Raw genomic sequence first — 21645 nt, 5'->3', positions numbered from 1 at the left:
GTTGGCGCTTGGTCTGTCGATCACCCCGGGAGCTATGACCATGACCGATACGACACGGCGCAATTTCGTGACGGGCGCTGCGATAACCGCAGGCGCGGTCGTCGCGACGACGGCTCACGCCGCTGCACAGGATGGCGGCAAACCCGCCGCGACGACACCGGCGGCGGCTGCCTATCCGAAACCACCCTATCCCGTGCAGCGCCAGCCCTGGCCCGGTCTCGCATCGAAGATGACGCCGCGGCCGGATCACGGCGAGACGAGTTACAAGGGATCGGGAAAGCTTGCCGGCAAGCGCGCGCTGATCACCGGCGGCGACAGTGGGATCGGTCGTGCCGCCGCGATCGCCTATGCCCGTGAAGGGGCGGACGTCGCGATCAACTATCTGCCTGCGGAAGAACCGGACGCGCGCGAAGTCATCGCCCTGATCCGGGCCGAAGGCCGCAAGGCGGTTGCGATGCCCGGCGATCTCCGCGACGAACGATTTTGCCGCCGACTGGTCCAGCAGGCCGCCGAGCAGCTTGGCGGGCTCGACATCCTGGTCAACAACGCCGCGCGCCAGCAGACCCGTCCCGGTATTGCCGACATATCCAGCCAGGATTTCGACGATACGATGAAGACCAACGTCTACGCACCGTTCTGGCTGACCAAGGCGGCGCTCGAGCGGATGGGTGCCGGCGCGGTGATCGTGAATACCTCCTCCGAGCAGGCCGGCAATCCATCCCCCGACATCGTCGATTATGCCCTGACGCGGGCCGCCGTGCTGAACTTCACGAAGAGCATGGCGAAGCAGGTGGCGAGCCGCGGTATCCGGGTGAACGCGGTTGCGCCGGGTCCGTTCTGGACGCCGTTGCAGGTCAGCGGCGGCGCTACGCCCGAAAAGCTACGGAGTTTCGGCGGCGACTCACCGATGGCCCGCGCGGGTCAGCCTGCGGAAATCGCAGCGCTGTACGTGGCAGCCGCCGATCCGTCGCTGAGTTACTCGACCGGCCAGATATTCGGATCGACCGGCGGCAACGGTCAACCCGCCTGACCAACCCGCGCCGCAATCCCTCACCCGGTTGCGGCGCGACCGGGCGTATCGCTCTCGGACCGGTCAGCGGGCACCCATCCCCCATCCCCGCTGACTATAACCTCTGAATAGAGATCGTACTGCGGGGAGTTCGATCTGGTGTCCGATTGACCGCCATGCCAAACAACCGCGCATATCGAACAAGGGGATATCAATGCGCGCCGGTGCCTGTCTGATCGCTCTGCTCCTTGCCACCACCGCCACGGCCCAGACGCCCGGCACCCCGTATCACCGAGCCCCGGATGCGATCGCAAAAGCGCTCGAAACGCCGCCGACGCCCGGTGTCGCGATCAGCCCGGACCACCGTACCGTCGCGATTCTCGGTCGGGAAAGCTTGCCGTCGATCGTCAATTTGTCGAAACCCATTCTGCGTCTTGGCGGATATCGCATCGACCCAGCGACAAACGGGCAGGCCGAGGTCCGCGTGCAGTGGCTGAATTCACTTAGCTTCAAGGACGTGGCGAGCGGCAGGACCGTGACCGTAAAGCTGCCCGCCGGATTGCGGTTCGCCGCGCCCGACTGGTCGCCCGACGGCCGCCGCCTGGCCTTCTACGCGCAGGAACCGCAGGGCTTGTCGCTGTGGATCGCCGATCGTGACGGTACCGCGCGTCCGGTCGCCAAGGGCCTCAACGGAAGTTTCGGCACGCCGTTCGCCTGGATGCCCGACAGCGCCGCATTGATCGCCTACACCGTTCCCGCCGGCCGCGGTGCGCCGCCCGCCGCCAGCATCGCCCCGACCGGCCCGATCGTACAGGAAAGCGCCGGTCGGACATCGGCTGCGCGCACCTATGAAGACCTGCTCGGCGATGCGCATGACGAGGCGCTGTTCGACCATTATTTTACCGGCCAGCTCGTCCGGGTCGATCTGGCCGGCACTACTCGGCCGATCGGGACGCCGGCGCTGATCACCGACTTCAGCGTCTCGCCTGATGGCCGCTACTTGCTGACCGAACGGCTCAAGCGGCCCTATTCGTATCTCCTTCCTGCGCGCTTCTTCCCGACCGAGATCGCCGTCTCGACGATCGACGGCCAGCCGGTGAAGACGTTGGTCGACCGCCCGCTCGCCGACGATCTGCCGGTCGACTTCGACGCCACCGTCAAGGGTCCGCGCGAGGCGACATGGCGGTCGGATGCACCGGCGACGCTGGTCTGGGCCGAAGCGCTCGACGGCGGCAATCCCCGCGCGAAGATTGCGTTCCACGACAAGGTCATGATGCAGGCCGCGCCGTTCGATGCGGCTCCCGTCGAACTGGCGATGACCCCGGCCCGCTATGCGGAGACCTTTTGGGGTGACGACGGCTTCGCGATGATCATCGATCGCGAATGGCGGTCGCGCACCGAGCATCGCCTCGCCGTCGCACCATCGCGCCCGGGCCAGACTCGGACCGTGTCGACGCGCAATTACCAGGATCAATATGGTAATCCCGGCGATCCGATGCTCGAGGACAATGCCGCGGGTAAGCCGGTGATGCGCTTCAAGCCCGCGCATGACGGCATCTACGTCACCGGCGAGGGAGCGACCAAGGCAGGCGCCTTCCCGTTCCTCGCGACGATGCCGTTGACGGGCGGCGAGCAGACCCGGCTATGGACCGCCAAGGCGCCCTATTACGAGACGGTCGTCGCGTTGCTCGACGACAAGGCGCAGCGCATCCTGACCCGGCGCGAGAGCGCTAAGCTCGCGCCCAACTACATGATCCGCAGCGTGAAGGGCGGCAGCGCCAAGCCGATCACCGCGTTCGCCGATCCCGCCCCGGTGTTTGCCGGCGTGACGCAGCGCACGATCACCTACGCCCGGACCGACGGGCTCCCGCTGTCCGGTTCCTTGTATCTGCCCGCCGGCTATGACGCGAAGCGCGACGGGCCGCTGCCGACTTTGCTCTGGGCCTATCCGGGTGAGTTCACCGACGCGAAGGTCGCGGGACAGACCGTCGACCAGGGTAATCGCTTCGTCCGTCCACGCGGCATCAGCCATCTGTTCCTGCTGACCCAGGGCTACGCGATCCTCGATAATCCGGCGATGCCGATCATCGGCGAAGGCGGCGCGGAAGCCAACGACACCTATATCAAGCAACTCCAGCAGGACGCGCAGGCCGCGGTCGATGCGGTGGTCAAACTGGGTGTCGGCGACCGCACCCGGATGGCTGTCGGCGGGCACAGCTATGGCGCGTTCATGACCGCCAATCTGCTCGCGCATACCGATCTGTTCCGGGCCGGCATTGCCCGCTCGGGCGCGTATAACCGCACATTGACCCCGTTCGGGTTTCAGGCCGAACAGCGCACCTATTGGCAGGCGACGCCGACCTATACGGAGATGAGCCCGTTCACCTATGCCGACCGGATCAAGGCGCCCATCCTGCTGATCCACGGCGGCGCGGACGACAATAGTGGCACTTTCCCGATCCAGTCCGAACGCATGTACGCCGCGCTTAAGGGTAATGGCGCGACCGTCCGTTATGTCGTCCTGCCGAACGAGCCGCATGGCTATCGCGCGCTGGAGTCGACCGAGGAAGCGCTGTGGCAGATGACCGACTGGCTGAACCGCTACGTCAAGCCGAAGCCGTCTTCTAGAGCGGTCGCGCAGTCGACGTCCGATGCCAAATGAAACACTGCGCTGACGGCTGAAGCAGCGCGACATAGCGCCCATGCGTCGGCCGCTATGCTACTGAAATCGCGATAACTCGCCCGGGATCTCGACGGAGTGGCCCCGTTGCGAGGAGCGCGGTCGCGTGGCTGCGAGCGTATGGCTGGCTCGACTATTCGGCACCGCACTGATGTCGCGGGTCGGCCTTGCGCTTGCGTGTTACCGCTCCCACTAATATTGCCTGCGCGTCGCGCGCCGCCCCCTCATGACGATGCGGCGCGCCTGGACTGACCTGGAGACTTGATATGGACGGCACCTTCCCGATCGGCGCGCGCGCCGTGAGCAGCGACGTCACCTTCCTGGCGATCGATCCCTCGACCGACGCGAAGATCGAACCCGCCTTCGCGGTATCGAGCGAGGCGGACGTCGCCGACGCCTGCAAGCTCGCCGAGGCAGCCTTCGACATTTTCCGCGAGATCGATCCCGAGGCGCGCGCGGTTTTCCTCGAGACGATCGCCGACGAGATCGAGGCGATCCACGAGCCGCTCGTCGCGCGCGCGATCCAGGAGAGCGGCCTGCCCCGCCCGCGTCTCGAGGGTGAGCGCGGTCGTACCACCGGCCAGCTGCGCCTGTTCGCGAAGCACCTGCGCGCCGGCACCTGGGCGTCGGTCGTGATCGACGAGGCACAGCCGGATCGCAAGCCGATGCCGCGCTCTGACCTGCGCCAGCGTCGCATCGCGGTCGGTCCCGTCGCGGTGTTCGGTGCGTCGAACTTCCCGCTCGCCTTCTCGGTCGCGGGCGGCGACACCGCCTCCGCACTAGCCGCCGGTTGCCCGGTCGTGGTCAAGGGTCACCCCGCGCATCCCGGCACGTCGGTGATGGTTGGCAAGGCGATCCAGGCTGCGGTCGCCAAGTGCGGCCTGCCCGAGGGCGTGTTCTCGCTCGTACAGGGTCCGGCGAACGAACTCGGCGCGGCGCTCGTCACCGATCCACGGATCAAGGCGGTCGGCTTCACCGGCTCGCGTGGCGGTGGCCTTGCGCTGGTTGCGCTCGCCGCGGCGCGCCCCGAGCCGATCCCGGTCTATGCCGAGATGAGCAGCATCAACCCGGTCATCCTGTTCCCGGCGGCGCTGACGGCGCGCGGCGAGGCACTCGGCAAGGCCTATGTCGGGTCGCTGACGATGGGCTCGGGCCAGTTCTGCACCAACCCCGGCATCGTCGTCGCGGTCGACGGCCCGGATCTCGACACCTTCGTGACGGCCGCCGCTGCAGCTTTGGGTGAGGCCGCGCCACAGGTGATGCTCACCCCCGGCATCCACGCCAGCTATGACAAGGGCGTCGCCGCGCTTGCCGGCAACGGTGCGGTCGAAACGCTCGCCCGCGGCACCGAAGCCGAAGGCGCCAACCGCGGCCGTGCGGCGTTGTTCTCGACCACCGGCAAGGCGTTCGTCGCCGACCCCGCGCTGTCGCACGAAGTGTTCGGGGCTGCCTCGATCATCGTCCGCTGCGCCGATCTCGCCGAGGTCCGCAGCGTGCTCGAGAAGATCGAGGGGCAGCTGACGATCACGCTTCAGATCGACGAGGGCGATCATGCCGATGCGGCCGCGCTGCTGCCGGTGCTGGAGCGCAAGGCGGGTCGCGTTCTCGCGAACGGCTGGCCGACCGGTGTCGAGGTCGCCCCGGCGATGGTGCATGGCGGGCCTTTCCCGGCGACATCGGATCCGCGCACGACCTCGGTCGGCTCCGCGGCGATCGAGCGCTTCCTGCGCCCGGTCTGCTATCAGGACCTGCCCGACGCGCTGCTGCCCAAGGCGGTCAAGCACGGCAACCCGCTGGGCCTGCCGCGCACCGAGGGCTGACCGGCCCGAGATCGGGAGCTGCAGTCTCGAACGGCAGCTCCCCCTTGTTTTCCTGCAATACCGAACGCCTCTCCTTCAAACATCCGTCACCCCAGCAAAAGCTGGGGTACGCGATCCGTACGCCCAATCTGATACCCCAGCTTTCGCTGGGGTGACGGGTGCTGCACGGGGCATGTCCCCCGTAACCACGCGTATTCATTGACACGCGTGCCCCACAAACCCACTAGTCCGGCATGACAAACCCAGGCTCGTCGCTCCTCTCGTCGCGCACCGTCTCCCTGCCCTCCGACCTCGGCAGCTACATCGACGATCTCGCCGCCGCCGGCCACGGCGACGCCACCGCGATCGTCCGCACCGCGCTCGAGCAGATGCGCGCGCGTGACGCCCTGCAGAAGCCAGCCGAAATCCTGATCGGCGGCGGCGAATGCGGCATGCTGGTCCGCCAGCGCGACTGGGCCGCGACCGCGCTCGGCCCGATCGACTCGTGGCCCGCCGAGCTGCGAGTCACGCTCGCCAACATCCTCAACTCGCCCGTCGCCAAGGTCGTGATGTGGGGGCCCGAGCACATCATGCTCTACAACGACAGCTACCGCGCCGTCGCCGGCGATCGCCACCCCGCCGCACTCGGCAGCCCGGTCGCGACCGCGTTTCCCGAAGTCTGGGACTGGAACCGCGCCGTCCTCGAAGCGGGCTTCCGCGGCGAGACCGTCGCCTATCGCGACCAGCCGATCCTGTTCCAGCGCCACGACGGTCCCGAACTGCTGACGCTCGACCTGTTCTACACCCCCGTCTACTGCGCCGGCGGCACGGTCGGCGGCGTCCTGTGCACGATGGTCGACAATAGCGGCCGAGTCGAAGCCGAGCACCGCCTCGCCGCTAGCGAAGCCGAACTGCGCCGCATCACCGATGCGGTGCCCATGCTGATTGCATACGTCGATCGCGACCATGTCTATCGCCTCGCCAACGCGCACTACGACGAGTGGCTCGGCGTCGTGCCTGAGTCGATGATCGGCAAGCCCGTTCGCGAGGTACTTGGCGACACGGTATATCAGGATCGCCGTCCCTCGTTCGAGCGCGCGCTGGCGGGCGAAAGCTTCATCGCGCAAACCGTCTTCCCGCACCGCGACGGGCGCCCACGCCGCGCCGAATTCCGCTACGTGCCCCACACCGCCGCGGACGGCTCGATACCCGGCATCTACGTCCTCGGCATCGACGTCGAGGAGCGTGCCGAACGCGAGGCCGAACTCGGCATCAGCAACGGCCGCTTCCGCACCGCGATGGACGCGGTCCACGGCGTCCTCTGGACTAACAGCCCGGACGGCCGGATGATCGGCGAGCAAGCCGGCTGGGCGACGCTCACCGGCCAGTCGATCGACGAATACCAGAATTTCGGCTGGGCCGATGCGATCCATCCCGACGACGTCGCCTCGACGATCAAGGCGTGGACCGCCGCGGTCCTCAGCAAGTCGATGTTCGTCTTCGAACACCGCGTCCGTCGCCATTGCGGCACGTGGCGCACGTTTGCGGTGCGCGGCCTGCCGATCCTCGACGAGGCGGGCGAGGTGCTCGAATGGGTCGGCGTCCACACCGACATCACCCACCAGCGCGCTGCCGAAGCCGCCTTGCGCGACCAGGCCGAGGCGCTCGCCCGCCAGGTCCGTCACCGCGAGCGCGCCGAGGATCAGCTCCGCCAGCTCAACGAGACGCTCGAAGCCCGCGTCATCCGCGAGATCGACGAGCGTCGCCAGGCCGAGGCCAAGCTCGCCCAGTCGCAGAAGATGGAGACGGTCGGCAAGCTCACCGGCGGCGTCGCGCACGACTTCAACAACCTGCTCCAGGTCGTCTCGGGCAACCTCCAACTGCTCGGCAAGAACCTCGAAGGCAACGAGCGCGCCGAACGCTGGGTCGCCAACGCGATGGCTGGCGTCACGCGCGGATCGAAGCTTGCGGCACAACTGCTAGCGTTCGGGCGTCGCCAGGCGCTCGAGCCCAAGGTCGTCAACGTCACGCGGTTCGTGCGCGGGATGGACGACATGCTGCGCCGCGCGATCGGCGAAGGCGTGGAAATCGAAACCGTGGTCGGCGGTGGCCTGTGGAACACCTTCATCGACCCCGCGCAGATCGAGAACGCGCTGCTCAACCTCGCGATCAATGCGCGCGATGCGATGGAGGGCCAGGGGAAGCTGACGATCGAACTCGGCAACGCCCATCTCGACGACAGCTACGCGCAGGGCCATGACGAGGTCGAAGCCGGCCAATATGTCATGCTCGCCGTGTCCGACACCGGCACCGGCATGAGCCCGGAGATCATCGAAAAGGTCTTCGAACCGTTCTTCTCGACCAAGGGCGAAGGCAAGGGCTCCGGCCTCGGCCTGTCGATGGTCTACGGCTTCGTCAAACAGTCCGGCGGCCATGTGAAGATCTATTCCGAGGTCGGCGAAGGCACCACGATCAAGCTGTACCTGCCACGCGCGATGGAGAGCGAGGACGTCGAGGTCGTCGCCGATGCCAGCCCGATTGCCGGCGGCACCGAGACCGTGCTGGTGGTCGAGGACGATGACGAGGTCCGCGGCACCGTCGTCGAGCTGCTCACCGATCTCGGCTACAGCGTGTTGAAGGCGGTCGACGCGGCCAGTGCGCTGAACGTGGTCGAGAGCGGCGTGCCGATCGATATCCTGTTCACCGATGTCGTGATGCCCGGCACGCTGAAAAGCCCGGAACTCGCGCGGAAAGCCAAGGAACGGCTGCCCGATCTCGCGGTGCTGTTCACGTCGGGCTATACCGAGAACTCGATCGTCCATGGCGGCAAGCTCGATGCGGGGCTCGACCTGCTGTCGAAGCCGTACACGCGCGAGGCGCTCGCCCGGAAATTCCGTCAGGTGCTCGCCAACCGCCAGCGTGCGGGCAGCCCCGCCGCGAAGGCCGCGCGCGATGCCCGGATCGACGCCGACCGCCGCCTCGACACCCCCGCCCGCCGCACCGTCCTGCTGGTCGAGGACGACGCGCTGATCCGCGCCAACACCGCCGAGATGTTGCAGGGTAGCGGCTTCGTCGTTGTCGACGCGGCAAGCGCGGAGGACGCGATGACGGCGCTCCAAACCGTGCCGATCGATGCGCTGGTGACCGACGTGAACCTGCCTGGCGTGTCCGGACCGGATTTCGCGCGCACGGCACGGGCGCTCAGGCCGGGGGTCGGCATTGTCTTCGCGACCGGCGATACGGCATCGGTCGCCGACGAAACCGACGCGATCATGCTGGAGAAGCCGTACGGCCTCGACGCGCTCGCCGCGGCCGTGCTGGCCTCGCTGGGCGAAACGATACTTGCGGATCCGCTCCAGGCCGCCCCACCGACAAACCGCCTGACCGACGCCGAGTAGAGCGTCGGAGCGATCCTCCCTCGCCAGGGGGAGGTGGCGCCGAAGGCGACGGAGGGGGAGGACACGCAACGTACGTTCCTCCTCCCTCCCCCTCCGTCAGGCGGCGCCTGCCACCTCCCCCTGAAGGGGGAGGATCGAGACCTTATCGATCCGCGGTGACTCACATCAATTGCACCCCGTTCTCCTCGCCCCATATGATACGCGAGCAATTCCACCCCGCGAAGGATCTGATTTGACCGAGGACCGCGGCAGCAAAGCCAGCGCAGGACGCGCGATTCCTAGTGGCCGCCTCGCCCGTCTCGGCGTCTTCGGACGTCTCGCCGGTGGTGTAGCGGGCGGTGTGGTAGCCGAGGGCGCCCGACGTCTGGCCAGCGGTGAGCGGCCGAGCATGGGCGACCTGTTGCTGACGCCCGCCAACGCCACGCGCGTCGCCGACCAGCTATCGCACTTGCGCGGTGCGGCGATGAAGCTTGGCCAGATGATCTCGATGGACGCGGGCGACATGCTGCCCCCCGAACTCGCGACCATCCTCGCCAAGCTGCGCAACAACGCGCACCACATGCCGCCGCAGCAACTCGACCGTGTGCTCGCCACCGAATGGGGCAAGGATTGGCGGCGGCGGTTCGCGCATTTCCAGGCGCATCCGGTCGCCGCCGCATCGATCGGCCAGGTCCACCGCGCACGGTTGCCCGACGGATCGGAGTTGGCAATCAAGGTCCAGTATCCGGGCGTGAAGGACAGCATCGATGCCGATGTCGACAATGTCGCCACGCTGCTACGCGTGTCGGGGCTGTTGCCCAAGACGCTCGACATCGCGCCTTTGCTGAACGAGGCTAAGCGCCAGCTTCACGAGGAGGCCGACTATCTGCGCGAGGCGTCGATGCTGGCGCGCTATGGCGATCTGCTCGCAGGCGAAACCACCTTCGTGGTACCATCGCTGGTCGCCGACCTGACGACGCCGGGCGTGCTGGCGATGAGCTTCGTCACCGGCGTTCCGGTAGAGACGCTTGAAACCGCCCCCCAGGAGGTGCGCGACCGCGTGGTGCGCGATCTGATATCGCTGGTTCTGCGCGAACTGTTCGACTGGCGGCTGATGCAGACCGATCCGAACTTCGCCAATTATCGCTGGCAACCCGATACCGAAAAGCTCGTGCTGCTCGATTTCGGCGCGGCCCGCCCCCTCCCCGCCGAGACCGGCGAAGGCTATCGCCGCCTGCTCGCTGCCGCACTGGCGGGCGACCGCGATGCGGTTCGCGAGGCTGCGATCGCCGCGGGCTTCCTCGGCGAGGCGGCGGTCGCCCGGCATCGCGCGCTGGTCGACCGGATGATCGACGTGATCCTGGGTGAACTCGCCAAGCCCGGCCCGTTCGATTTCGGCGACCGCGCGTTCGTCGGCGTGCTCCGCGAACAGGGCACCGAGATCGCCCGCGACCGCGAGACATGGCATCTCCCGCCGATCGACACGCTGTTCGTTCAGCGCAAGATCAGCGGCACCGCGTTGCTGGCCGCCAGGCTGAAGGCGCGGGTCGATATTCGGTCGATGGTCGCGGCTTATTGCACCGACCTTGCCAGCGGATGACCGGCCGCTAGGCGTCCGCTGCGCCTGCCGTGGCAGCGGCCGCCATCGGCGTCGTCACGTTACGGATGGCCGCAGCAAGCTCTTCCATCGAATAGGGTTTGCGTAGCAGCTCGAACCCGTACGCCCCCTCCTTCGATATGATCTCGCTATAGCCGCTGGTCAGCAGGATCGCCGTTTCGGGAAATCGTTGGCGGATCTCGAGCGCCAGTTCGATCCCGTTCATGCCCGGCATCATCACGTCTGAAAACACGATGTCGACCGGCGGCGCGAGATCTTCGAGCGTGGCCAGCGCCTCCTCGGCGTCGCGGGCGAAGACGATGTCATGGCCCAGATCGCCGAGTGCCGCGATCGCAAATGCACCGACGTCCGGGTTGTCCTCGACCACCAGGATACGGACGGGCGCCTGTTCGGGATAGACCATGCGCGCCGGGTCGGTGGCGATCGGCGCTTCGCTGCGTTCGCGCGGAAGATACAAGGTGAACGTCGCGCCCTTGCCGGGCCGGCTGTCGACGATCACCTCGCCGCCCGACTGTTTTACGAACCCGAACACCTGCGACAGCCCCAGCCCGGTGCCGTGGCCGACCGCCTTGGAGGTGAAGAACGGCTCGAAGATGTGATCGATATGGCTGGGGTCGATCCCGGTGCCGGTGTCGCGGATGGCGATCGCGACGAAATCGCCGTCCCGTGCCGGATGGCCGCGTACCGCCGGGATACGATCCGCTTCGCCGACGTCGATCGTCAGCCGGCCTCGGTGGTTCATGGCATCGCGTGCATTGACCGCGAGATTGACGATCGCCGTTTCCAGCTGGCTCGCATCCGCATTGACGCGGCACGGCTCGTCCGGCAGCCGCAACGATACCTCGATGAACGCCCCCGACAAGGTCGTGAGCATGTCGTTCATCCCGCACACGATCATCCGCGCATCGAGCACTTCGGGCGTCAGCGAAGACCGTCGTGCGAACGCCAATAGCTGGTTGGTGAGCTTGGTCGCACGGTCCGCGGTATCGGCAATCGCCGTGATATAGCGCGTCCGGCGATTCTCGCTTAGATCGGGCCGCTTCAACAGGTCGGTCGATCCTCGGATCACCGTCAGCAAATTGTTGAAGTCATGCGCGATGCCGCCGGTCAGTTGACCGAGCGTTTCCATTTTCTGCGCCTGCCGCAACGCCTCATGCGCCTGCGTCAGCTCCGCGGTGCGTTCCGCGACGCGGTTCTCCAAGGTGTCGTTGATGGTCTGGACGGCCTTGAACAGTCGCGCATTGTCGATCGCGATCGCCGCCTGCGCGGCAACGCCGACGAGCAGGCGTTCGTGCCGCTCGGTGAATTGCCCTATCTCGGAATGGCCGAACAACAGGCCGCCGAGCACCTTGCCCGATCGTGACGCGACCGGCACCGACAAATAGCTCCGCACCGGCAAATGGCCCTTGGGCATCCCGTAATGCGGCGCACTGCGACCGTAGCGCGGGTCGGCAAGGATATCATCGGACCGGATGACGCCCTCGTTGCGGAAGGTCGGGCCGAACACAGCCGTCGCGCGCGGACGCCCGAGCGCCTCGAATGCCGCACGCTCGGCCCCTGCCAGCGTAAAGAGATGGAGCCTCTCGCCGGTCTCATCCATCAGGTTATGGAAATACGCCCCGAACTGCGCGCCAGTGAGCTTGACGCCGGCATCCGTCACCATCTGGATCAGGGGCTCAAGTTCCAGTTCGGCGGCAAGCGCTGCGCCGGTGACGTTGAGAGTCTCCAGCGTATGGGTCTCGCCGTGAAAGCTGCGTTCGGCGAGTACGGCATCGGTGGTTTCGACGACGATCGCCAGCACCCCAGCCGGCACGCCCCGCTCATCGAGAACCGGCGAGTAATTGAGGTCGAGAAAGACGGCATCGTCGCGGGTCGGGAGATAGGATGTCATATCGCGACGCGCGAACGACAAGGTTTCGCCAGCCACCAGGCACACGTCCAGAACATGCCTGTTGAACACGCGCGCTTCGGGCCAGGCCTCTTCGACGGGCGCGCCGAGCGTGGCCGGGTGGCGCGCACCGATGATGCCCGCGAACGCGTCGTTGTAGAGCATGATGCCGTCCGCACCCCACAGCAAGGCCATCGGCACCGGCGCGCACAGCATGATCGACGTCGCAGTCTTCAAAGGCTGCGGCCAGGTCTCGATCGGCCCGAGCTCGGTCGACGACCAGTCGAACGCTCCGATGAGCGTCGCCAGTTCACCCCCGCCCCTACCGCTACCGCCGCCCAAGAATGCGAACGTCCCCACAGCATTTCTACCTTTTCCACGCACCGCGGCGATGGTCCGATGTTCCGTCGAGTGCCCGGCTTAAGGCATTGGCTCAACGGTTTGCACCCCGATCCTGTACCGCAGCCTGCCAGCCAAGCAATGGCCGCGACGCCGTTCCCCCCTGACTTTCGCGCCGGGTATCGCTCTCGATCATCATCGTGCTCGGGCACCGCGGCCCCAGGCGGACACCGCGCCGTTTCGGTGCGATCACGACGATAAGCGCGCGCGCCGACGTGGTACTGCTTTACATTGGCAATACACTTGATACGCTGCCCTCCGAAACGAACGGGGGTTCCATGCTCGACCTGATCAATGTCTCGCACGTCTATGCCAATGGTACGCGCGCGCTCGACGACGTAACCCTCAGTATTCCCAACGGCATGTTCGGGCTGCTCGGGCCGAACGGCGCAGGCAAGTCGACGCTGATGCGGACGGTGGCGACGTTGCAGACCCCGACCGCCGGCGCGATTCGATTCGGCGACATCGACGTGATCGCCCATCCGGAGACGCTGCGCGAGACGCTGGGCTATCTCCCGCAGGATTTCGGCGTGTACCCGCGGGTCTCGGCCTATGACATGCTCGATCACATGGCGGTCCTGAAAGGGATCGCCTCGGCGCGCGAGCGTAAGGAGACGGTCGAGACGCTGCTCAACCAGACCAATTTGTGGTCGGTCCGCAAAAAGGCGATCGCGGGTTTTTCGGGCGGCATGCGCCAGCGGTTCGGCATCGCGCAGGCGCTGATCGGCAACCCCGCGCTGATCATCGTCGACGAGCCGACCGCAGGCCTTGACCCGGAGGAACGCAACCGCTTCCTCAACCTCCTCGCAGAGATCGGCGAGAACGTCGTGGTCATCCTGTCGACCCACATCGTCGAGGACGTCGCCGATCTGTGCCCCCGGATGGCCGTGCTGGCCGCGGGCCGGATACAGCTCGAAGGTGCTCCCCTCGACCTCATCCAGCGGACCCGCGGCCATGTATGGGCGAAGACGATCGGTCGCGACGAGCTCGACGAGGCGAAGCGACGCTACGAAGTCATATCGACGCGCCTGTTTGCCGGGCGGACGATCATCCACATCCTGTCGACCGACGATCCCGGCGACGGCTTTGCAGCAGCGCATGGCGGTCTGGAGGACGTTTATTTCTCGACCTTGGCCCGGTCGCGCCGCAATCCTTCCGCGGCGCCCGCGCAGAGCGTCGCCGCCTGATGTTCGGTCAAATCGCCCGCTTCGAACTACGCTATCAGCTCCGCAATCCGGTCTTCTGGACCGTGGCGATCCTGTTCTTCCTGCTGAGCTTCGGATCGATGACGATCGAGCAGATTCAGATCGGCAGCGGCGCGAACATCCACAAGAACGCCCCGGTCGCGATCGCGCAGGTCCATCTGATCATGTCGCTCTTCTTCATGTTCGTGACGACCGCGTTCGTCGCCAACGTGATCGTCCGCGATGACGAGAGCGGGTTCGGACCGATGGTGCGATCGACCCGCGTCTCCAAGTTCGATTACCTGACAGCACGCTTTCTCGGCGCATTCGGCGCCGCGGCGGTGGCGTTCGCGGCGATCCCGCTGGCGATCTGGCTCGGGTCGCTGATGCCGTGGGTCGATGCCGAGCGGCTCGGGCCGAACCATCTTGGCGACTATGCCTACGCCTATTTCCTGCTGGCGCTGCCGAGCGTGTTCATGACGTCGGCGATCTTCTTCGCCGTCGCGACGATCACGCGGTCAATGATGTACAGCTATCTCGGCGTCATCGTCTTCCTGGTCCTGTACCTCGCGATCAACGCGGTGCTGCGCGCGAAGCCGGAATGGCGCGTGGTCGGCAGCTATCTCGAACCGTTCGGGCTTGGCGCGTTCGGCACCACGACGCGCTATTTCACCGCCAGCGAGGCGAATGCCGGGCTGCCGCCCTTCGCCGGCATACTCGTGTGGAACCGGCTGTTCGCGATCCTGATCGGCTTCGTTGCGATCGGCATCGCCTATGCGCGCTTTTCGTTCGCCGAGCGCGGCGTCTCGAAACGCGCGCTGCGCAAGCAACGACGCACCACCGCGAAGCTCGCCGCGACCCCGCCGATGTTGGTCGACCGCCTGCCCCCCGCACGCCCGGATGCCGCCGCGTGGACGCGCCTGCGCGAACGCTGCCGGTTCGAGATGGCGCTGGTATTCCGCAGCCCGGCGTTCCTCGTGCTCATGCTGATCGGCATCTTCAACGCACTCGCCGCGCTGCTGTCGTCCAACGAGATGTACGGCACCGCGATCCGCCCGCTGACCTTCGCGGTCATCGGGGCCTTGGAGGGCGCGTTCAGTATCATCCCGATCATCATCGCGATCTACTATTCGGGCGAGCTCGTCTGGCGCGACCGCGAGCGCGGGATGCACGAGATCGTCGACGCGACATCGCTGCCCAACTGGGCGTATCTGGTGCCCAAGATCCTGGCGATCACCGGCGTGCTGTTCGCGACCTCCGTCGTGGCGGTCGTCACCGCCTGCATCGTCCAGCTCGCCCAAGGCCAAATGACGCTCGCGCTCGGCGAATATTTCGCCTGGTGGGTGCTGCCGATGACCGTAAACGCAGTGATCCTCGCGGTGCTGGCGGTGCTCGTCCAGGCGCTCAGCCCGAACAAATATATCGGCTGGGCGATCATGGTCGTCTATCTGGTCGCGACCATCACGCTGGCGAACCTCGGGTTCGAACATCCGCTCTACGATTACGGTAGCACCGGGGCGGTCCAGCTGTCCGATATGAACGGTGCCGAGATCGGTGGCCCGCGTGCTTGGTGGCTGCGACTCTATTGGGGCTCGATCGCGGTCGGTCTGTGCGTTTTCGCACACCTGCTGTGGCGACGCGGGACCGAGACGCGGCTTCGTGTTCGACTGGCGCAGATGCCGCGCCGCTTGCTCGGCACGCCGGGCGTCGTTCTCGCCGGCGCGCTGCTCGTCGCGGTCGCGACCGGCGCCTTTCTCTATCACCAGATGGACGTCATCGGCACCTATCGCACCACCGAGGACGGAGAGGCTCGGCAGGCGGCGTACGAAAAGAAGTATCTGCGCTATTTCGGCGTCAAGCAGCCCTCGGTCACCGATATCAGACTCGATGTCGCGCTCTATCCCGACCAGCGCCGACTGGAGGCCGATGGCACCTATGCGTTCGTCAACGATACCGGCGCGCCGGTCCACGACCTCCACGTCCGCCTGCGCGACGAGAAGACGCGGCTGGGCGCGGTCGCCATTCCCGGTGCGACGCTGGTGATGAACGATGCCGATTTACAATACCGGATCTATCGGTTCGCGACGCCGCTGGCGCCCGGCGCTCGTGGGACGTTGACGTTCCACGCGACCCGCTGGCAACGCGGGCTTGTCGCGAACGGCGACGACATCCGCGTGGTCGGCAACGGGACATTTCTCCAGAACGCCGAATTCTCCCCGCAACTCGGCATGAGCAAGGACGGTCTTCTCCAGGACCGGTCCAAGCGTCGGAAATACGGATTGTCCCCAGAGCTTCGTCCCGCCAAGCTTGAAGACCGAAGCGCGCAGGATCGCAACCTGCTCGACAATGCACCATGGGTCCGGTCCGATATCACCATCTCGACGCTGGCGGGCCAGGTGCCGGTCGCCCCCGGGCGAAAAGTCTCCGATAGCGTCGTCGATGGTCGTCGCACCGCGCGGTTCGTCTCGACCGTCCCGATCCTCGCCTTCTTCTCGGTCCAGTCCGCTGCCTACGCGCAAAAGACCCGGATCGCCGACGCTACCGCATTGACCGTATTCTACGACCCGCAGCATGCCTTCAACGTCGACCGCATGCTCGATGCGATGCAGCGATCGCTGCGCTATTACCGCGCCAATTTCGGACCCTATCAGTTCGACTATGCCCGCATCCTCGAATATCCGGGCTATGCGAGCTACGCACAGGCGTTCGCTGGCACGATCCCCTATTCCGAACGGATCGGCTTCATCGCCGACAACCGTGATCCTACCAAGATCGACTATATCAGCTACGTCACGGCGCATGAACTCGGCCATCAATATTGGGGCCATCAGTTGATCAGCGCCGACATGCAAGGCGGCTCGATGCTGATCGAGACGATGGCGCAATATTCGGCGCTGATGGTGATGAAACACCAATATGGCGACGACAAGATACGCCGGTTCCTGAAGTACGAGCTCGACAGCTATCTCCGCTCGCGGGGCGGCGAAGTCGTCGAGGAAGTCCCGCTCGATCGGGTCGAGAACCAGGGCTATATCCATTACCGCAAGGGCTCGCTGGTGATGTATCTGCTCCAGGATCGGCTCGGCGAGGCTCGGGTGAACACGATGCTCCGCGGGTTGCTCGCGCGCTACCGGTTCAAGGGCAAGCCGTATCCGCGCTCGCTCGATCTGGTCGACGGCTTCCTCTCGCTGGCACGGACCCCGGCCGAAACGGAACTCGTGCTGGATCTCCTCGACCGGATCACCGTGTATGATCTCAAGACCAAGGCGGCGGTGACGCGCAAGCGGTCCGACGGACTGTACGAGACCGTTTTGACGATCGAAGCTGCGAAATTCTACGCCAATGGCGTCGGCGCCGAGAAGCCGGCGCGGCTCGACGACACGATCGACGTCGGTGTCTTCGACCAGCGCCCGGGCCTTGGCAGCTTCGCCGCCAACGACGTCATATTGAAGGAACGTCGTCAGGTCCGCTCCGGCGAACAGGCGATCCGCATCATCACGAAACGCAAGCCAGCCTTTGCGGGGGTCGACCCCTATAATCTCTACGTCGACCGCAACGGCGACGACAATGTCGCCGCGGTGACGGGCGGGTGACCGCCCGACAGATGCTCCGCGCGCGGTGTGATCGCGCGCCGCCGTTGCGCGCAGTGCTTGACAGGGCGCGTCGCGGGCCGATGTTTGACCTATGAAAGCCGTTCTACCCGCCGCCGCCCGCCCGCTCCTCGAACCGCATCTTCCCCCCGCGCTCGATGTCGCGTGGTTTTCGACGCCCGCCGAGGCCAACGCGATGATCGCCGATGCCGACATCGCCTGGGTCGACATGCAGCCGACCCACCTCGTGACCGAAGCGATCCGTGCTGCCGGACCGCGCTTGAAATGGGTTTCGACGATCTATGCGGGACTGGACGCCTTCCCGCTCGACTTTCTCAAGACCAACGGCGTTACCCTGACGAACGGTGCCGGCATCAATGCGGTAACCGTTGCGGAATACGCGGTGATGGGCGTGTTGGTCGCGGCCAAGCGGTTCGATACGGTCTTGCGCGCGCACGACCGCCATGAATGGCTCAAGGATGCGCCGGGCAAGGTCGAACTCGACGGCACGAAGGCACTGATCATCGGCTATGGCACGATCGGCAGGTTGATCGGCGATCGCCTTGCCGCGTTCGGCGTCGACGTCATCGGCGTCACGCGGACCGGTCGCGACGGTACGACGACAGCGGACGCCTGGCGCGGCCAGCTCGGCACGTTCGACTGGGTCGTTCTTGCGGCCCCGTCGACCGGCGCGACTCAGGCTATGATCGGCAAGGCCGAGCTTGAGAGCATGAAGAACTCGGCATGGTTGATCAACATCGCACGCGGCGAGATGATCGATGACGCGGCATTGTGCTCGGCGCTTGCGGATGGATCGATCGCCGGCGCGTTTCTCGATCCGACCCATCCCGAACCGCTGCCCGCCGATCATCCCTTATGGTCGGCACCGAACGCGATCGTCACCATGCACCTGTCCGGCCGGAGCCAGACGACGATGTTCAAGCGCGGGGCGACGCTGTTTCTGCAAAATCTCGACGCGTTTTTGTCGGGTGCGCCGATGAGGAACGTAGCCGATCTGAGCGAAGGCTATTGATCGCTCGACGATGGTCCGACCGATGAGGCGCGGGGTGTGCGGTTATAACTTTTGATACCACGCCGCCGCAGTTTGTCTGCCTGGCGGCGACGAGCGAGCATCACGAGAACAGGTACACCGACCACGACGCTGGCGGCGATAATTGAAAACGCGACTATTAAGCGTAACGGCATATCCATCTTGGGCTAATGCCAAAAGGGCAGCCCCCACGCCATATCTAATTTGTCCGATTATGACGAAGGATGCCACGCCGACTGTATCGCCAGACCGCGGTGGTCGTTCCGCATTGGTCGTTGCGGGTCGCTGGGCCAGTGCTACGCCGGTGCCGAGAATGTCTAAGGTAGAACGGCTACAAGCTTTACTTCATTGCGCGAAAAGGCGTTTTCGCGCATGGCCAGCCGCACAATTCACCATCCGGACGACATGATATGGCCGCGAACTGGGCCCCCGACAGCTGGACGCGTCACGAAGCACGGCAGCTCCCCACCTATCCCGATGCCGCAGCGCTGACCGCGGCGACCGATCAGCTCGCGACCTTCCCGCCGCTGGTCTTCGCCGGCGAAGCGCGCAACCTGACCGCCAGCCTCGCCGAGGTCGCGGCCGGCAAGGCGTTCCTGCTTCAGGGCGGCGACTGCGCCGAATCGTTCGCCGAGCATAGCGCGAACAATATCCGCGACACCTTCCGCGTCATCCTTCAGATGGCCGTCGTCCTGACCTTCGCGTCGAAGCTCCCGGTCGTGAAGCTCGGCCGCATGGCCGGGCAGTTCGCCAAGCCGCGCTCGACCGACACCGAGACGATCGGCGGCGTCGAGCTGCCATCCTACCGTGGCGACAACGTCAACGACATCGCCTTCACCGCCGAGGCACGCGCGCCCGATCCGCAGCGCATGATCCGCGCCTATTCGCAGTCCGCCGCGACACTCAACCTGCTGCGCGCGTTCGCGCAGGGCGGCTACGCGAACCTCCACCAGGTCCACCGCTGGACGCACGACTTCATGGGCCGCAGCCCGTGGTCGAAGAAATATGCCGAGACCGCGGACCGGATCGGCGAGGCATTGGAGTTCATGGCCGCCTGCGGGATCGATCCCGAGACCGTGCCGCAGCTCGCGCAGACGCATTTCTACACCAGCCACGAGGCGCTTCTGCTCCAGTACGAGCAGGCGCTGACCCGGCAGGATTCGCTGACCGGCGACTGGTACGACACGAGCGCACATTTCCTGTGGATCGGCGATCGCACGCGGTTCGAGGGGTCTTCGCATGTCGAATACCTCCGCGGCATCTGCAACCCGATCGGCATCAAATGTGGACCAAGCCTCGAACCAGACGCGCTACTCCGCATGCTCGACACGCTCAATCCCGGCCGCGTACCCGGCCGGATGACGCTGATCACGCGCTACGGCTATGACAAGATCGAGGCGAACCTGCCCCGCCTCGTCCGCGCCGTCACCCGCGAAGGCCATCCGGTGGTCTGGAGCTGCGACCCGATGCACGGCAACGTCGTCAAGGCCGCCAATGGCTACAAGACGCGTCCGTTCGACCGCATCCTCGCCGAGGTCCGCGGCTTCTTCGCGGTCCACCGCGCGGAGGGTACGCACGCCGGCGGCATCCATGCCGAAATGACCGGCCAGAACGTGACCGAATGCACCGGCGGCGCGGTCGACGTGACCGAGCAATCGCTTGCCGATCGCTACCACACGCACTGCGACCCGCGCCTCAACGCCAGCCAGAGCCTGGAGCTCGCGTTCCTGCTGGCCGAAATGCTCAACGAGGAAATGGCCGAGCGGAAGAAGGTCGCCGCCTAATAAAATGCGCGGGCGTCGCAAGAATTGTCGGTGACCGTCTTGACGGCTACCGACCCATTCCGTAGACGCCCGCATCTGCTAACGGCCCCTTCGTCTAGCGGTTAGGACGACGCCCTCTCACGGCGTAAGCACGAGTTCGATTCTCGTAGGGGTCACCAGCCATTATTTGTGTGATAGAGGCTAGCGGCAAAGTCATCCTTTGCCGGTGCCGAAACGTGGCCATCTGGGACGACGGCCGAATAGCGGAAGAGAAACCCTGCAGCGACGCGCTGTGATGCGGTAGGATCGAACCATCCGAAGATCCCCAAACTAAGAATTAGAGTGCGACGGCGTACCGGCGACGCGGTAGCCTGCGGCATGCACCGCCCCCGCACCACCACCCGTCAACTCAGCTACTTCGTCGCGCTTGCCGAGACCGGCAGCTTTACCCGCGCGGCAGAGCGCATGGGGATATCCCAGCCGTCGCTGTCGCAGCAGATACGCGGTCTGGAACTCGTGATCGGTGCTCCGCTGTTCGAGCGGGGTGGACCCGCGATCCTTACTCCGCTTGGTCGAGAGGCGTTGGAGCGGGCAAAACGTATCCTGTTCGAACTGACAGATATGGAGGAAATCCGTGCTGCTTCCGCGGATGCGCTCGTCGGAACGATCCGGCTGGGGGTGTCGCCGACGCTGGGCGCGTATCTTCTGCCGAGCCTCGTGGCGCGCCTGCACCGCGAGCATCCGACATTGCGCGTGCACATTCGCGAAGGGCTGCCTGCCACGCTGACAAGCGGGCTTGCCGCGGGCGACCATGACCTGATCCTGCTCCAGCTCCCAGTCGCAGGACGCGCCTTTCACACCGAACGCCTGTTCCGCGAAGCCTTGTGGCTGGCGATGGCAACCGATCATCCCCTCTCGACGAAGCACGCGATCGAACCAGGCGATCTGCAAGGTCAGAATCTGCTGACATTGGTGCCCGAATACAGGCTTGCCGAACAAGTCGCGGCGATCGCTGCAGATGTCGGTGGGATCATGCTGAACGATTATGAAGGTACGAGTCTGGATGCCATTCGCCAGATGGCCGGCATGGGAATGGGGCTTGCGTTGTTGCCCGAACTATATGTCCGTCAGGAGGTGCGAGATGGCGACGACGTGATCGTCCGACCGATCAAGGGTGGTCGCTATTACCGTGAAATAGGGCTGTTATGGCGTAGCGGTGCGGGGCGGGCACCCGCGTATCGTCTGATAGCGGAAATGCTTCGCGTCGTCGGCCCATAGGAAAACCCT

Annotated in this window: 11 protein-coding genes and 1 tRNA gene; 11 read left to right on the top strand and 1 reads right to left on the bottom strand. The window is 65.6% G+C overall.

Annotation, left to right across the window (positions count from 1 at the left end; all coding sequences use genetic code 11):
* The first annotated feature begins 40 nt into the window (after nucleotides 1-40).
* The 5 genes from SPHN_RS00915 (at nucleotide 41) to SPHN_RS00895 (ending at nucleotide 10465) form a co-directional block, all read left to right on the top strand.
* Complete coding sequence (locus SPHN_RS00915; protein ID WP_248520607.1) at nucleotides 41-1030, top strand: SDR family oxidoreductase; 990 nt, start codon at nucleotides 41-43, stop codon at nucleotides 1028-1030.
* Between the two features lie 193 nt (nucleotides 1031-1223).
* On the top strand, nucleotides 1224-3671 hold the full coding sequence (locus tag SPHN_RS00910; protein ID WP_248520606.1) for a S9 family peptidase: 2448 nt from the start codon (nucleotides 1224-1226) through the stop codon (nucleotides 3669-3671).
* 284 nt (nucleotides 3672-3955) lie between these two features.
* Entirely contained in the window at nucleotides 3956-5509 is a 1554-nt protein-coding gene (locus SPHN_RS00905; protein ID WP_248520605.1) for an aldehyde dehydrogenase (NADP(+)), read from the top strand.
* A 233-nt stretch (nucleotides 5510-5742) separates the two neighbouring features.
* On the top strand, nucleotides 5743-8886 hold the full coding sequence (locus SPHN_RS00900) for a PAS domain-containing protein (protein WP_248520604.1): 3144 nt from the start codon (nucleotides 5743-5745) through the stop codon (nucleotides 8884-8886).
* A 232-nt stretch (nucleotides 8887-9118) separates the two neighbouring features.
* On the top strand, nucleotides 9119-10465 hold the full coding sequence (locus SPHN_RS00895) for an ABC1 kinase family protein (RefSeq protein WP_248520603.1): 1347 nt from the start codon (nucleotides 9119-9121) through the stop codon (nucleotides 10463-10465).
* Between the two features lie 7 nt (nucleotides 10466-10472).
* Here the strand turns inward: SPHN_RS00895 and SPHN_RS00890 are convergent, their stop codons facing one another.
* Nucleotides 10473-12731: a hybrid sensor histidine kinase/response regulator gene (locus SPHN_RS00890; RefSeq protein ID WP_248520602.1), complete on the bottom strand. Its 2259-nt coding sequence runs from the start codon at nucleotides 12729-12731 to the stop codon at nucleotides 10473-10475.
* 317 nt (nucleotides 12732-13048) lie between these two features.
* Here SPHN_RS00890 and SPHN_RS00885 point away from each other — a divergent pair, with 317 nt between their 5' ends.
* From SPHN_RS00885 to SPHN_RS00860, 6 genes are all read left to right on the top strand, one after another.
* Nucleotides 13049-13957 carry an ABC transporter ATP-binding protein gene (locus SPHN_RS00885; protein WP_248520601.1) on the top strand — a complete coding sequence of 303 codons (909 nt, stop codon included), beginning with the start codon at nucleotides 13049-13051 and terminating at the stop codon, nucleotides 13955-13957.
* Nucleotides 13957-17547, top strand: coding sequence for an ABC transporter permease/M1 family aminopeptidase (locus SPHN_RS00880; protein ID WP_248520600.1), 3591 nt, complete (start codon nucleotides 13957-13959; stop codon nucleotides 17545-17547). Before SPHN_RS00885 ends, SPHN_RS00880 begins: the two co-directional genes overlap by 1 nt.
* Before the next feature lie 91 nt (nucleotides 17548-17638).
* Complete coding sequence (locus tag SPHN_RS00875) at nucleotides 17639-18577, top strand: D-2-hydroxyacid dehydrogenase (RefSeq protein ID WP_248520599.1); 939 nt, start codon at nucleotides 17639-17641, stop codon at nucleotides 18575-18577.
* 428 nt (nucleotides 18578-19005) lie between these two features.
* On the top strand, nucleotides 19006-20379 hold the full coding sequence (locus tag SPHN_RS00870; RefSeq protein ID WP_248520598.1) for a class II 3-deoxy-7-phosphoheptulonate synthase: 1374 nt from the start codon (nucleotides 19006-19008) through the stop codon (nucleotides 20377-20379).
* An 83-nt stretch (nucleotides 20380-20462) separates the two neighbouring features.
* Nucleotides 20463-20537, top strand: a tRNA-Glu gene (locus tag SPHN_RS00865).
* 163 nt (nucleotides 20538-20700) lie between these two features.
* Complete coding sequence (locus tag SPHN_RS00860; RefSeq protein WP_248520597.1) at nucleotides 20701-21636, top strand: hydrogen peroxide-inducible genes activator; 936 nt, start codon at nucleotides 20701-20703, stop codon at nucleotides 21634-21636.
* The last annotated feature ends 9 nt before the right edge of the window (nucleotides 21637-21645 follow it).

This window comes from Sphingomonas faeni (assembly GCF_023195535.1).
Lineage (GTDB): Bacteria > Pseudomonadota > Alphaproteobacteria > Sphingomonadales > Sphingomonadaceae > Sphingomonas > Sphingomonas faeni_B.
This window is presented reverse-complemented; position numbering and strand designations above follow the sequence as displayed.